Below are 13,761 nucleotides of genomic sequence, written 5' to 3'. Positions count from 1 at the left end.
TTTCAACCCCTGTATTCCTTAGTCTCATACCCAGATCAGCAGAGCATCTCCTAAATGAAAAAGCTAAAGCTCCCCAAGTCCCTCCTTGTCACCGTGGCCGCACCAGCGCTTCTCGCGATGGTTATTCCCGCCGGTCACGCCCTGGCCCAAGGCCAGACCGAGACGAAAATCCGTCTCATGGCCGACGCCCTCCGTGCGCGTGACAGTGGTGACCTTGATACCGCCAAGAAGAACCTGGAAGAGTTGCTCGCTCTTGCCCCCAACGATGCAACCGTGCAGCGCCTTTTGTCCGGAGTGAATTCCTCCATCGCCGCCCGTGCTTCCGGTGCGCCTGCAGCCGACACGTCTGTTGCCGCTGCTCCCTCCGAGCCGGTTGCCGTCACGTTCCCTGGCGCATCTGGCGAGGTGAAAACCCCTGCCGAGGCTTCTCTTTCACAAGCCGACTCCCTGGCTAAACAGGAAAACCAGCGCATCAAAGGCTTGATTGCCGATGCGAATGCCAAGCGTGGCACCGCCCGCGATCTGGCTAAAGCTGGCAAGTTTGACGAGGCTGCGACGGTCTTGGATACCGCGATTGCTTCGCTTCCCGCCAACCCTGCGACCACTGAAGTGATCGCCAACCTGCAGGCCGAGAAGAACGGTCTTCAGCTGGAAAAGGCGCAGTATCTCCTCAAGCAAGGCGACACCGATGGTGCCCGCGCCGCCCTCGACGCCTACGCGCAGTCCAACTCTTCGCCTGATGTGAAGAAGGCTGCGAGCGTTAGCAAGTCCATCAGCAATGCCGAATTTGATCCGGCCTTGCCCCCGATCGAGAAGGTCAGCCCTGGGTTTATCGCCGACCAGAAGGAAATCGCCAAGCTGGCAGCGAAAGGTCGCAGCCAGTATCTGGCCGCTGACGCCGATGGTGCACAGGAAACCTTCCGTCAGATTGAAGCCATCGATCCTAACAATCCCGAGGCCAAGTCCTTCCTTAGCCGCATCGCCAAGGAAAAGGCTAAAATCGGTGAGCTGAACCGCGATAAGACCCGCAACCAGATGCTGGAAGAAGTTGCCAACTCGTGGCAGCGCCCTGGTGTTTACCAAGATCAGGCGCGTAATGTCGGCCCTCTCGTCGGCAATTCGGCACTCGATCAGAAGCTCAAGTCCATCATCATCCCGAGCGTCAACTTTAGCGATGTTCAGTTGAGCAAAGTTGTTCAAACTTTGACGGTGATTTCCGAAGAGTATGATGCGGCCCCCACCAACAAGGGCGTGAACATTGTGCTGCTCGATCCGAGCAACAAAAACCCCACTATCAACATCACCCTTCGCAATCAGCCGCTGAAGACGATTCTTGATCTTATCACCCGCACCGCCGGCTTCCAGTATGAGATCGAAGGCGACATCATCACGGTCAAGCCAGGCGGCGATAAGAACACCTCCTTGGAAACCGCGTTCTTCGCGGTGACAAAGTCCACGGTGATCCGTATGACCGGCATTGGTTCCGCTGCGGCTACGCCTGCGGCCAGCTCCGATCCGTTTGCAGCTGCGCCGGCGGCCGGTGGCGGCGGCGGTGGCGGCGGCGGTGAAGCCGGTGCCCTGCGTGCGTTCCTTCAACAGGCCGGCGTGCCCTTCGAAGGCACCGAAGGCTCCAGCCTGGCCTATGACGGTGCTTCGATCATCGTCACCCAGACATCGCGCAACATTGAGCGTATCCGTAATATCCTGAATCGCTATAACGACGTTCGCCAGGTCGAGATTGAAGCCAAGTTCATGGACGTCCAAGAGGGTGCCCTCGAAGAGCTCGGTATGAATTGGGCCGTTCAGCAGAATAATCGTAACACGGCTTCGCTTATCCCAGGCGTCGCCAGCGGACGTAATGCGATGACCAGTAACCGCACGCTTGCCAATGCGTTTTCCTCGGGAGCCACGAGTGCTCAGGGCAGCATTGTAACGCAAGACATCTCGGGATTTGACCCGGTCACGGGTGTTGTCACGACAACGAGCAATACCACTCCGATTGTGAACGCCGCGCCTGGCGTTCCTGGTGCTGCTGCCTTGGGTGCTGCTTCTGGTAACTTGCTTGGAGTGAGTGCCGTGTTGGGTGCCTTTGATGTTACTGCTACCATTCGTGCCCTTTCACAGAAGTCGGGCACGGATCTGTTGAGTTCCCCGAAAGTCACGGTGCTTTCTGGTAATCCGGCAAACATCGTTGTCGCTCAGGAACTTCGTTATCCGCAGAGCTATGGTGAGACCCAGAGCACGGTGAGCTCCAGCAATACCGGTGGCTCCGCCATTAGTATCACGGCCGGCACCCCTCAGGAATTCACCACGCGCAATGTCGGTGTGGAACTGAAGGTAACCCCAACGGTTGAGGAAGACGATTACAGCATTAGCTTGGACCTGAATCCGAAGGTAACCGAGTTCGAAGGGTTCATCGAATACGGTGGTCAGAGCGTGGCTATCGGTGGCACCACCACGGTCACGGTGCCTTCCGGTTTCTATCAGCCGATCTTCTCGACGCGTGAGGTTACCACCAAGGTCACAGTCTGGGATGGTGCGACTCTCGTCATGGGTGGTCTCACCCGCGAAGAAGTCAAAAAGACCAATGACAAGGTTCCTTTGCTCGGCGACATTCCTTTGGTCGGGCGTCTGTTCCGCTCGAAGGGCGAGTCCTCCAGCAAGCGCAACCTGCTGATCTTCGTCACTGCCAACTTGGTCAGCCCCGGTGGCTCGCCGAAGAAGCAGCAGCTGAAGAATGTTGCTCCGAGCTCGATCTTCCAGAATCCGACGATCGTTACTCCGGGCAGCGCCGAATCGCGTAACCGCGGCACCAAGTAATTCCTCTCCGGACGGATTCCATCAGGCCAAATCGCCGTCACCCGAGAGGGTGGCGGCGATTTTTTTGAGCCTTTGCCTTTGCCATGATGGAGTGCGTGGCTCTTGGTTTTTTTATGTCTAAATGGCTACTTATCGACGGGTTTAATCTGGCCTACCGCTGCTTTCACGCGGTGCCTGAATTAACGCGTGCAGATGGATTTCCGACCAATGCCTTGCATGGCTGGGTCAAGTCGCTCTGGAAGCTGGAGGATCAAGAGAAACCGGATGGAACGCTGGTTTTTTTCGATCTTGGCGGATCGCAGGACCGCTTAGTTTTACTGCCGGAATACAAAGCGCAGCGTGAGGAAATGCCAGAAGCCTTGAGCAAGCAGATCGAGCCGATCAAGGCACTCACTCGTGCCATGGGGCATGTCGGAGTCGAGATTCATGGAGTCGAAAGCGATGACTTGCTCGCTGCACAAGCGGTCGCATTAGCCAAAGAGGGACACGACGTGTTGATTGTAAGTTCAGACAAGGACTTCGCGCAGGTCGTGAACGAGCGGATCAAAATACTGCTGCCGCCGCCTTCGGCGAATCCCAAGCTCGGCTGGCGATTCCGCGATGAGGCCGGAGTGGTCGAAAAGTTCGGAGTGCCGCCCGAACAAATCGCGGACTACCTGGCATTGGTGGGCGACAGTTCGGATAACATTCCCGGCATCTCGGGTGTCGGACCCAAGACGGCGGTAAAGTGGCTGCAGCAATATCGCGACATTGAAGGTGTCATTGCGAATGCAGCGGAGATCGTTCCCGAACGGTTCCGTGACGCCGTGCGGGATCGTGCTGACGACCTACGCCGCAACTTAAAATTAACGACGCTCAATCTGTCGCTCCCAACGATCGTGGCGGAAAAACCGAAGAGTAATCCGGAGCAGCTGTTCGTTTTGCTGGAGGGATTTGAGATGAAGGGCAGTCTCAATGAAGCGCGCACCCGCTATGGGCAGCCGGAGTTTTTGTTCTAAAAGTTCCATGCGGTTGTTGTCTGTATGAAGTCCGAACCTTGCTCTCCATCAAAGATGCCTGCGTGTGCGGATTACCGTGGATTTTGGCTCTGGTTGTGCGGCTGGTTGCTCGCAGCGAGCTTTGCAACCTGGCACGCGGTTGCGGTGGAGCGCTATCTGGATCGGGTCACGGCTACGCGCTTCACGGACGAAGTGCTGGAGACGCCCTTGAAGCGAGTTCCCCAAGCGATCGCACCCGACGGACAAGTATGGGTTCGCCATGCACTGGGGCTGGCCGAAACCGGTGCGTGGAGATTACGCACCACTGAGATTGATAATGCGCCGGACGGCCGGTCCATTTATTGGAACTCGGGCTGGGCGCTTTGGCTGGAAGCATGCGGACGGGTGAGGAAAGCCTTTACGGGTGAGCCATTGGCAACCGCGATTGAAGAGGCATCCTTGTGGGCGAATCTGCCTTTTTTTCTGATAGTGATTACGCTGGCGTCGTTTTCGGTCTGGCAACGATGGGGCGACGTGGCGGGGGCTTGGACTGCCTTGGCGCTGGTTGGGCACCGCGGGTTTTATGCGGCATTTTATCCAGCCTATTGCGACCATCATGGCTTGATCAGTGCGACCGTGCTGGGCGTGGTTTTGAGTGCTTTGTTGGGAGGGGCTGGTTGGCGAACGTCTGATGGGCACATGGACGTTTCTATGCTGCCCAAAACGAACAAGACTGTGATGCGTTCTATGGTGGTATCCGCCATATGTGGCGCGATTGGTTTGTGGGTGAGCGCCGCATCATTGGTGATGACGATTGCGTTTACGGGTGGAGCGGGACTGGTGGTCGGGCTTATGCTTGGCGGCAAGGCCCCCGGCAGCTTTACGGCGGTGCCACACGCTTGGCGTTTATGGGGAAGGATCGGCGCGACGTTAAGCGTGGCCTTTTATTTGGTGGAAAACTTTCCTGACCGGCTCGGTTGGCGGCTGGAGGTGAATCATCCGCTTTATGCGTTGGCGTGGTGGGCGGCCGGCGAACTCATTGCGGTGATCATCGAATGGCGGATTGAGGCACGTCCGTTGAAGTGGCTGGCTGTGCGTGCAGCGGGATGGAGTGCGCCGGTGCTGGCGGTGCCGTTAATCATCTGGGGGCGCGGGGTGGCGGTGTTTGGCCCGCTGGATCCGTTTCTGGGTCGTATCCATGAGTCGATACATGAGTTTCAACCGTGGTGGGTGGAAGCATCAAAAAAAGGGTGGGGTGTTTATGGCGATCAGGTGATTATCGTGGCGGGCATCCTAAATTTATTGGGCATTTGGGTGGTGAAAAGACCGTCCAGGGATGAACGGGCGATGGTATTGTTTTCGAGTGCCGTGGCGTTGCTGGCTTTGCTTCTGGGCTTGTATCAGAATCGATGGCTACTGACGGGAAGTGCACCGCAGGTCGTGCTAGCGGTCTTTCTGGTGGCGACTTTTTCGATGCGGAATCCAGCGAGGGGATGGACGTGGTCTCTAGTCGGAGCCGGCTTGCTGTTGTTTATATCCGGGCCGTGGACATTGGCGCGGGAGCGATTGCACGTAGAGCAAGTTCGGGATGTTCAACTGGGGGAAACGATGCAGCTGCTTTATCGGGACATCGCCGGCTTTTTGGGGAAAGCCGGTGCCAATGAGAAATCCATCGTGCTGAGTGATCCGAATGCATCGGTGGGGGTGGGCTATTACGGGCGTCTCCGCACCGTCGGCACCTTGTATTGGGAAAATCGTGACGGTCTTTTGGCGGCGGCGGAGATTTTGAGTGCACGCGATGAGGCGGATGCCGCCGCGCGGATCTATGCCCGTGGAATCACGCACGTGGTGCTGATTTCAAGTTATGATTTCCTGCCGGAATATAACTATGCGCTGCGCGGTGGAGACGGGCCGGTTGAGGATCGAACGACGTTGGGCTACCGGTTGCTTTACGGGCATCAAGTGCCGGTCTGGCTGCGTCCGTTGAATTATCGCGTGCCGACTCCGTTGGCGCCCTTGGGATTCAAGGTGGCGGTGTTCGCGGTCGATTTTGAAGCGCCGGTGTCCATCGCGCATGAACGCATCGGTAGGTATCAGCTTTCGTTGGGCGAGCGCCGGCTGGCCGAGGCGAGTTTTATGGCTGCGATGACGGCGGACGTCTCGCGACCGGAACCGTGGTTGCGGTTAGGTGAACTCGCGCTGGCCTCGGGGCGGGTGAAAGAGGCGTTTAACTTTGTCCGCGCGGGTATTGAACGGGTGCCGGCTGCCGAACGTGGCCGGCTGGTGCGAGATGCCGCGACTTTGTTTCGCAGCCAAGGACCGGAAGGCGCCGAGCAAGCCGATGCCTTACTCGGGATTCAGGCTAACCCGCAGTGATTATTTCGATTCCTCGTCGGTGCCGAGAATGTAGCCGACACCGTGAACGGTGCGAAAGGCATCGAGGCTGAGGCCGTTGCGCTTAAATAATTCGCGCACCTTGACGATGTATTGATCCAGGGAACGGCTTTTTACGTCAGCGTGGATGCCCCAGACGGAATGAATGAGCGCCTTGCGAGTGATCACGGAACCGCGGTTCTCGTGAATGTAGGCGAGAATACCGAGTTCCTTGCGGCCGATCTTTTCGTTTTTGCCTTTGCCGAATTCAATTTCGAGGCGGACGGGGACGATTTGAGCACCGCAGAACTCAAAGGGCTCGTCGAGCACGCGCACATTTTTGGTGAGATTCATGTCCGTGTTCGACTCGGCACGGCGGAGCACGGCGCGGATGCGGGCAACCAGTTCGGGGAAACCGAACGGCTTGGTGATGTAGTCGTCGCCACCGAGTTCGAGGCCGCGGACCTTGTTTACCTCAAGGGCGTTGCCGGTCAGGAAAATCGTGGGGACGTTAATGTCGTTGGACTTAAGTTCTTCGAGGAGCGCAAAGCCCGATTGATCGGGGAGGTTGACGTCGAGTAGCAGAAGGTTTGCGAAATTCTTTTTAAGGAACCGAAGGGCGAGGGCGCAACGGTTGTAAACCTGGGTTTGCATCCCGGCTTCTTCCAGATGCAGGCAGATCAGTTTAGCCAGTTCTTCTTCGTCCTCGATGACGAGAATGAGAGGCTTGGGTTCGGCGCGCATGTGAGGAGATAAAGTAAACGTGTGGAAGGAGACTGGAGAGGTTTTTTACAATTCAACTACCGATGTCAAAAGAAACGTGGTGTTCGTGTCAGTTCCGTGTCGGTCGCGAATAAACTTGAAGGGCCTTTCGTCGGCGTGTCCCTTGGCCGCGTGTCTGCAAATGCTCCCTTGCTTATGCTCGGACTGCCGAAGGGCAGCCTCGAGGAATCCACTAAAAACCTGTTTGCAAAAGCGGGTTGGAAAATAACGACGAGTTCCCGCTCTTATAAGCCGTCGATTGACGACCCGGAACTTGATGGCCGCTTCGTGCGTGCCCAGGAAGTGAGTCGCTATGTCGAGCACGGGTTCTTCGACTGCGGCCTCACCGGCCACGACTGGGTGTTGGAAAACAACTCCGACGTCGTTGAGGTTTGCGACTTGGTTTACAGCAAAGCCTCGACCTTGAAATCACGCTGGGTTCTCTGCGTGCCCGAGTCGTCTCCCGTGCAGACCATCAAGGATCTCGCCGGCAAGCGCATCGCCACCGAGCTGATGAACACGACCAAGCGCTTCTTCGCCGACAAGGGCGTCGTCGCCGACATCGAGTTCTCCTGGGGCGCTACCGAAGTCAAGGTGCCCGATCTCGTCGATGCGATCGTGGATATTACCGAGACCGGCTCGTCGCTGCGCGCGAACAAACTTCGTATTGTTGATACGCTCCTTTATACCAACACCAAGCTGATCGCCAACAAGGCCAGCTGGGCGAATCCGGCGAAGCGCAAGAAGATCGAGACCATCGCGCTTCTCCTGCGCGGCGCGCTCGAAGCCGGCAGCAAAGTCGGCCTTAAGCTTAACCTTCCCAAGTCGTCGCTCGATGCATTGCTCAAGGCGCTGCCTTCGCTGCGTAATCCCACGGTGTCTCCGCTCAGCTCGCCCGAGTGGGTTGCCGTCGAGACGATCATCGACGAGAGTGTTGTCCGCGAAATTATTCCCCAGCTCAAGGAACTCGGTGCCGAAGGCATCGTGGAATATCCTCTGAACAAAGTCGTTTATTAAGCGTCCGTTTTTTCTCCGACCACGACCATGCCCAAACCCAAGATCGTCAAACTCGGTCTGCTGCAGCACGCCTGTGTTGCCGACCCCAAGGCCAATCTGAAGAAAACCCTTTCGCTGCTCGACCAGGCGGCGAAAAAGGGCGCGCAGATTATCTGCACGCAGGAAATGGTGACCTCGCAGTATTTCTGCCAGAGCGAGGAGCACCGTTTCTTCGATCTTGCCGAGCCGATTCCCGGCCCGACTACGGCCGCCTTCCAAAAGGCAGCCAAGAAGCATGGCGTTGTGGTGATCGCCTCGCTCTTCGAGAAGCGCGCCTCCGGTCTTTATCATAACACGGCCGCGATCATCGATGCCGACGGCACATTGCTGGGCATCTACCGGAAGATGCACATTCCGGACGATCCTCTCTTCTACGAAAAGTTCTACTTCACGCCCGGTGACACCGGCTTCAAGGCTTGGGACACCAAATTCGGCCGTATCGGCGTGCTCATCTGCTGGGATCAGTGGTATCCCGAGGCCGCCCGCCTCACGGCGATGCAGGGCGCCGAGATTCTGTTTTATCCGACGGCGATCGGCTGGCATCCGTCGGAGAAATCCGAATACGGCGTCAACCAGCACGGCGCCTGGGAAACCATCCAGCGTTCGCACGCCGTGGCCAACGGTTGCTATGTCGCGGCGATCAATCGCATCGGTCACGAAGTCATCGATGGCGTGGGCGGCGACGGACTCGAGTTCTGGGGCCAGACCTTTGTCGCCGGCACGAGCGGACAGATTCTCGCCAAGGCCAGCGTCGATAAGGAAGAGGTTCTCGTTGTCCCGGTTGAAATGAGCAAAGTGGACGTGACCCGCACGCACTGGCCGTTCTTGCGCGACCGCCGCATCGACGCCTACGAAAATCTCACGAAGCGTTTCATCGACTGAGCATGGCCGCTAAAAAATTGAAGGAGACTCCGGCGAAACTTGGTTTTCGCATGCCCGCCGAGTGGGCTCCGCAGACCGCCATCTGGCTTTCGTGGCCGCACAAGCGTGCTTCGTGGCCGGGCCAGTTTCGCGCGATTCCCTACGTGTTCGCTAAGATTGTCGCGCAGATCAGCCGCTTCCAAGAAGTGCGCATCAACATCGGCGCGCCGCTTCAAAAACGCGCGTGGTCGCTCATCACCAAGGCCGGCGCGGACTTGACGAAGGTCACGCTCTACGATCATCCGACCAACGATGCGTGGTGCCGCGATCACGGCCCTATCTTCGTTAAAAACCAGAAGTCCGGCGAGATCGCCGTAACCGATTGGGTGCACACTGCGTGGGGTGGGAAATACCCGCCTTATGACCTCGACAACACGATCCCTCCGCTCGTCGCCAAAAAACTCAAACTGCGTCGCTTCGAAAACGACATGGTCCTCGAAGGCGGCTCCATCGAGGTGAACGGCGAGGGACTGCTGCTCACCAGTGAACAGTGCCTGCTCAACAAGAACCGGAATCCTCATCTGACGCGCGAGCAGATCGAGCAGAACCTCAAGGATTACCTCGGTGTTACCCAAGTTCTCTGGGTGGGCGATGGCATCATCGGTGATGACACCGACGGCCACATCGACGACATCACGCGCTTCTACAAAGCCGACGGTTTCATCACCGTGGTAGAGTCGAACAAGCGTGATCCGAACCACAAAATCCTCGCAGAAAATCTGGAGCGCCTGAAAGCCTTCCGCACGCCGAAGGGCAAGAAGTTCGACATCGTTGAATTGCCGATGCCGAAGCCCTTCGCATTCCAAGGCCAGCCGGTGCCGGCGAGCTACGCGAATTTCCTCATCATCAATGGCGCGGTGCTCGTGCCGAATTTCCGTCAGAAGAAACGCGACGCCGAGGCCAATGCCATCATTGCATCGTGTTTCCCCGGACGTGAGGTCATCCCGATTGATTGTTACGAGCTTATCTGGGGTCTGGGCACACTGCATTGCATCTCTCAGCAGCAACCCGCGTGAGCATCATCGCACACATACGTGGGGCGGCGGGTGTTTTGCTTGCCGTGACCTGTCTGGGATTCACGGGCTGTGAGTCCGTTCGCAACGACTTCGGTGCGGGCGTGCGCGAAAAATTCTCCGGGCCCAGCTACAAAGTGCGCGTGTTCACCGGCGAATCGAGGGCGGTTTTTGACGCGGCGGTTGCTACGGCGGGTCAACTTGGTTTTCGGATCACCCGTTCGGGCGCCGCGCAAGGTGTGATCGAAGGCGTTTCCGGTCTGGCCAGTGATGCCGCTCTCCGTGGCACGCGCCAGCGCACCATCAAGGTGCGGTTGGAAACCACGGCGGATGGCAGCATCGAGGTCGGAGTGCTTTTTACGGAAGTCGTGGAGGATGATTTCAATAAAGGCGCAGGGCAGGGGACTGAAACCAGTTTGCGCGACCATCCGTTGTATGAGTCGTTCTGGGCTGGGATGAGCAGCCAGTTAGTGCGTTGATCGCCCTAGGGCCGGCGGCAGTGGCGGCAGGGCAAGTTTGCCCTTGCCGTTTCCCTCGTAAATCAGCGATTCTGACCGTTCGCGGCATTTTTCAGGTTCAGGCCGGTGTCGTCGCGACGCTCCCATCGGCCCTCTTTGTCAGTATAACCATCAACCCACGGCGCTTTTACCGGCGTCATCTCGGAAAGCCGGCGCTTCGGAGCACGCGACGTTTTTTCGATCTGTTCACATGAGTTCCATAATGCAAGACCTGCTCGCCTCGTCCGGCTTTGATAAGCTGAAAGAGGGCGCAATCGTCACCGCCACGATCACCGAAATCCGTCAGAACGACGTTGTCGTCGACATCGGTGGCAAATCCGAAGGCGTCATCCCCGCCAACGAGTTCATCGATATCGGTGATCTCCAGATCGGCTCCTCCATCGACGTCTACGTCGAGAAGCTCGAAGACAAGTCCGGCGCGCCGGTCCTCTCCTTCGACAAGGCCGAGCAAAAGAAGAACTGGGATAACATTCTCACCAAGTTCCCCGAGGGCTCCATCGCCGCGGGTCGCGTCAAGGCCAAGGTCAAGGGCGGCCTGATCGTTTCGATCGGCGTCGATTCCTTCCTGCCCGCTTCGCACATCGACATCCAGCCCCCGAAGAACCTCGATCAATACGTCGGCCAGACCTACGATTTCAAGGTCCTCAAGATCAATCTCGACCGTAAGAACATCGTTCTTTCCCGTCGCGAACTGATCGAGGAACAGCGCACCAACAAGCGCAAGAACCTCCTCGACTCCATCCAGCCCGGCCAAGTCCGCAAGGGCGTCGTCAAGAACATCACCGACTTCGGTGCGTTCATCGACCTCGACGGCATGGACGGTCTCCTCCACATCACCGACATGTCCTGGGGCCGTATCGCTCACCCGAGCGAGATCCTCAAGCAGGGTGAAGAGATCAACGTCATGATCATCGAAGTGAACCGCGAGAAAGAGCGCGTTTCCCTTGGTCTCAAGCAGACCACCAAGAATCCTTGGGACGAGATCGAGCACAAGTTCCCCGTCGGCGCGAAGGTTCACGGCAAAGTCGTCAACCTCGTTCCCTACGGCGCGTTCATCGAGATCGAGCCCGGCGTCGAAGGTCTCGTGCACATCACCGAGATGTCCTGGACCAAGCGCATCACCAAGCCCTCCGAGCTCCTCAAAGTCGGCCAGGAATTGGATGCGGTTGTCCTCGGTATCCAGAAGGAAGACCAGAAGATCTCCCTCGGCCTCCGCCAGCTCGAGCCCAATCCGTGGGACATGGCCCGCCACAACTACCCGATCGGCGCTCGCGTCCGCGGCAAGGTTCGCAACATGACCACCTACGGCGCCTTCATCGAACTCGAGGAAGGTATCGACGGTATGGTCCACGTGTCCGACCTCAGCTGGACCCGCAAGGTCAACCACCCGACCGAAATCCTCAAGAAGGGCGACGAAGTCGAAGCCATCGTTCTCGATGTCGATGCTTCCCAGCAGCGCATCAGCCTCGGCGTCAAGCAGCTCGCGGTCGATCCTTGGACCGACATCGACGCCTTCTTCAAGATCGGCGACGTCGTCACCGGCGTTGTCTCGAAGATCACCTCCTTCGGCGCCTTCGTGGAGCTCAAGGACGGTATCGACGGTCTCGTGCACATCTCGCAGATCAGCGAGGAGCGCATCGAGAAGGTGAAGGACGTGCTCAAGCCCGGCCAGGAAATCACCGCCCGCGTGATCAAGATCGACCGCGAAGAGCGCCGCCTCGGCCTCTCCGTCAAGGCCGCCAACTACTCCGAGCAGCAGCTCGCCGCCGAGACCGCCTCCTTCGAGGCCCTCAACCGCGACAGCTCGGGCGACATGATGAACCTCGGCGACATCCTCGATGCCGCCTCGGACAAGAAGGACTAATCTCCTTCGTCGATTCGTTCATCGAGTCACGTAGTTCGCGTTTGATACGAAGCGCCCGGTCGAAAGACCGGGCGCTTTTTTTGTGCGGTGAGGTAACCGGCGCCGATCCGGTTCACCTTGTCCAAAAATTCTGGATACAAAAAAGCCGCCCGGTTTGGACCGGGCGGCTTTGGATCCTTACTTGTTTGAGATCGCAAACGATTAGTTGCGCTGAGCGTCACCGACCTTGGCGGACTTTGCCGTCATGAAGTCACGGATGACCTCGTGGCGGGCGCGGACCTGCTCCTCGAGTTCGATCTCCTCGACGGTGCGCTGGTGCTCGTGGGAGGCCATCGCCTTGCGCATCTTCGAGAGGGCGATGTTCTGGAGCTGACGCACGCGTTCGCGGGTGACCTTGAACTTCTCGCCGACCTCTTCGAGGGTGAGCTCGTCGCGGCCGTCGAGACCGAAGCGATATTTGATGATCTCGGCTTCACGCGGTTCGAGCGTGGAGATCATTTCGTAGAGATCGGAGTTGCGGGTCTTTTCGGTCAACGACTCGAAGGGGCTGGCGGCGTTTTCATCGCCGACAATCTCTCCAAACGTGCCCGAGTCACCCGATTCGCCGATGGGCGCGTCGAGCGAGGCCGGACGCACGCTGACCGACTTCAAGTGGGCGACGCGGCTGGTGGGGACCTGGAGCTCGATTGCGATTTCTTCGTCCGTGGGTTCGCGGCCGAACTCTTCGGTGAGCTTCATCGCGGTTTTGCGCATCTTGGAGATCTTGTCGACCAAGTGAACGGGCAGGCGGATGGTCTTCGATTGGTTGGCGAGGGCGCGCTTGATGGACTGTTTGATCCACCAGGCGGCGTAGGTGGAGAGCTTGCCACCTTTGCGTGGGTCGAAGCGTTCCACGGCTTTGATGAGGCCGATGTTGCCCTCGGAGATGAGGTCGAGCAGCGGGAGGCCAAAGTCCTTATAATCCATCGCGATCTTCACGACGAGACGCAGGTTGGCCGAGATCATGTGATCGCGGGCGGCCTTGTCACCCTTGCGGATGCGACGGGCAAGCTTTACCTCTTCCTGAATGGTGAGCAGAGCGGTTTTTCCGATTTCCTGTAGATAGAGCTGCAGGTTACTACGGTCACCATGGGCGGGCTGGGGCTCACGGGCGGCGGCGGTATCGGACTTTTCGAGAAATGAGGGCGGCGCATCCAACTCGGCGGTGACGACGGCAGTTGCCGCAGGGGCAAGGGTGTCGACTTCGTCGGTTTCGGCGGAATACTTACGGGCGGATTTCGATTTGGCGGCCATGATAGTAAGAGTTGAGCGTTGTAACCGTTATTCCCGGCAAATCCGGCCATCGGCGGTTATAGAATGAGACTAGTGGAAGCTGAATTCGTTCCAACTAGATAAACGGTCAACTATCAGTGGTGGACGCAAAAAAATGCAAAATTTAGTGGCGACACTTTGGCTCA

10 protein-coding genes are annotated in these 13,761 nt (G+C 57.9%); 8 read left to right on the top strand and 2 right to left on the bottom strand.

The genetic code is table 11. The annotated features are described in order from the left end of the window. Nucleotides 1-54 precede the first annotated feature (54 nt). The 3 genes from FPL22_RS05885 to FPL22_RS05875 all read left to right on the top strand — a co-directional run bounded on the left by FPL22_RS05885 (nucleotide 55) and on the right by FPL22_RS05875 (nucleotide 6,173). On the top strand, nucleotides 55-2,820 hold the full coding sequence (locus tag FPL22_RS05885) for a FecR domain-containing protein (protein ID WP_144229176.1): 2,766 nt from the start codon (nucleotides 55-57) through the stop codon (nucleotides 2,818-2,820). A gap of 113 nt (nucleotides 2,821-2,933) precedes the next feature. Continuing rightward, nucleotides 2,934-3,818 carry a 5'-3' exonuclease gene (locus FPL22_RS05880; RefSeq protein WP_144229175.1) on the top strand — a complete coding sequence of 295 codons (885 nt, stop codon included), beginning with the start codon at nucleotides 2,934-2,936 and terminating at the stop codon, nucleotides 3,816-3,818. 24 nt (nucleotides 3,819-3,842) lie between these two features. Beyond that, complete coding sequence (locus FPL22_RS05875) at nucleotides 3,843-6,173, top strand: hypothetical protein (RefSeq protein ID WP_144229174.1); 2,331 nt, start codon at nucleotides 3,843-3,845, stop codon at nucleotides 6,171-6,173. Here the strand turns inward: FPL22_RS05875 and FPL22_RS05870 are convergent, their stop codons facing one another. Next, on the bottom strand, nucleotides 6,174-6,914 hold the full coding sequence (locus FPL22_RS05870) for a response regulator transcription factor (RefSeq protein ID WP_144229173.1): 741 nt from the start codon (nucleotides 6,912-6,914) through the stop codon (nucleotides 6,174-6,176). A 174-nt stretch (nucleotides 6,915-7,088) separates the two neighbouring features. Here FPL22_RS05870 and hisG point away from each other — a divergent pair, with 174 nt between their 5' ends. From hisG to rpsA, 5 genes are all read left to right on the top strand, one after another. Further along, nucleotides 7,089-7,949, top strand: coding sequence for an ATP phosphoribosyltransferase (hisG, locus tag FPL22_RS05865; protein WP_144230270.1), 861 nt, complete (start codon nucleotides 7,089-7,091; stop codon nucleotides 7,947-7,949). Between the two features lie 27 nt (nucleotides 7,950-7,976). Then, a complete protein-coding gene (locus FPL22_RS05860) occupies nucleotides 7,977-8,870 on the top strand; it encodes a carbon-nitrogen hydrolase (protein WP_144229172.1) in 894 nt (297 codons plus the stop codon). A 2-nt stretch (nucleotides 8,871-8,872) separates the two neighbouring features. Then, on the top strand, nucleotides 8,873-9,925 hold the full coding sequence (locus tag FPL22_RS05855) for an agmatine deiminase family protein (protein ID WP_238991322.1): 1,053 nt from the start codon (nucleotides 8,873-8,875) through the stop codon (nucleotides 9,923-9,925). Next, nucleotides 9,922-10,401 carry a hypothetical protein gene (locus FPL22_RS05850; protein WP_144229171.1) on the top strand — a complete coding sequence of 160 codons (480 nt, stop codon included), beginning with the start codon at nucleotides 9,922-9,924 and terminating at the stop codon, nucleotides 10,399-10,401. Before FPL22_RS05855 ends, FPL22_RS05850 begins: the two co-directional genes overlap by 4 nt. 229 nt (nucleotides 10,402-10,630) lie before the next feature. Further along, nucleotides 10,631-12,304: a 30S ribosomal protein S1 gene (gene rpsA, locus FPL22_RS05845; RefSeq protein WP_238991321.1), complete on the top strand. Its 1,674-nt coding sequence runs from the start codon at nucleotides 10,631-10,633 to the stop codon at nucleotides 12,302-12,304. 201 nt (nucleotides 12,305-12,505) lie between these two features. Here rpsA and FPL22_RS05840 read toward each other — a convergent pair whose 3' ends face one another. Beyond that, nucleotides 12,506-13,597: a sigma-70 family RNA polymerase sigma factor gene (locus FPL22_RS05840; protein WP_144229170.1), complete on the bottom strand. Its 1,092-nt coding sequence runs from the start codon at nucleotides 13,595-13,597 to the stop codon at nucleotides 12,506-12,508. Between the last annotated feature and the right edge of the window lie 164 nt (nucleotides 13,598-13,761).

Source organism: Rariglobus hedericola, assembly GCF_007559335.1.
Taxonomy (GTDB): Bacteria; Verrucomicrobiota; Verrucomicrobiia; order Opitutales; family Opitutaceae; genus Rariglobus; species Rariglobus hedericola.
This window is presented reverse-complemented; position numbering and strand designations above follow the sequence as displayed.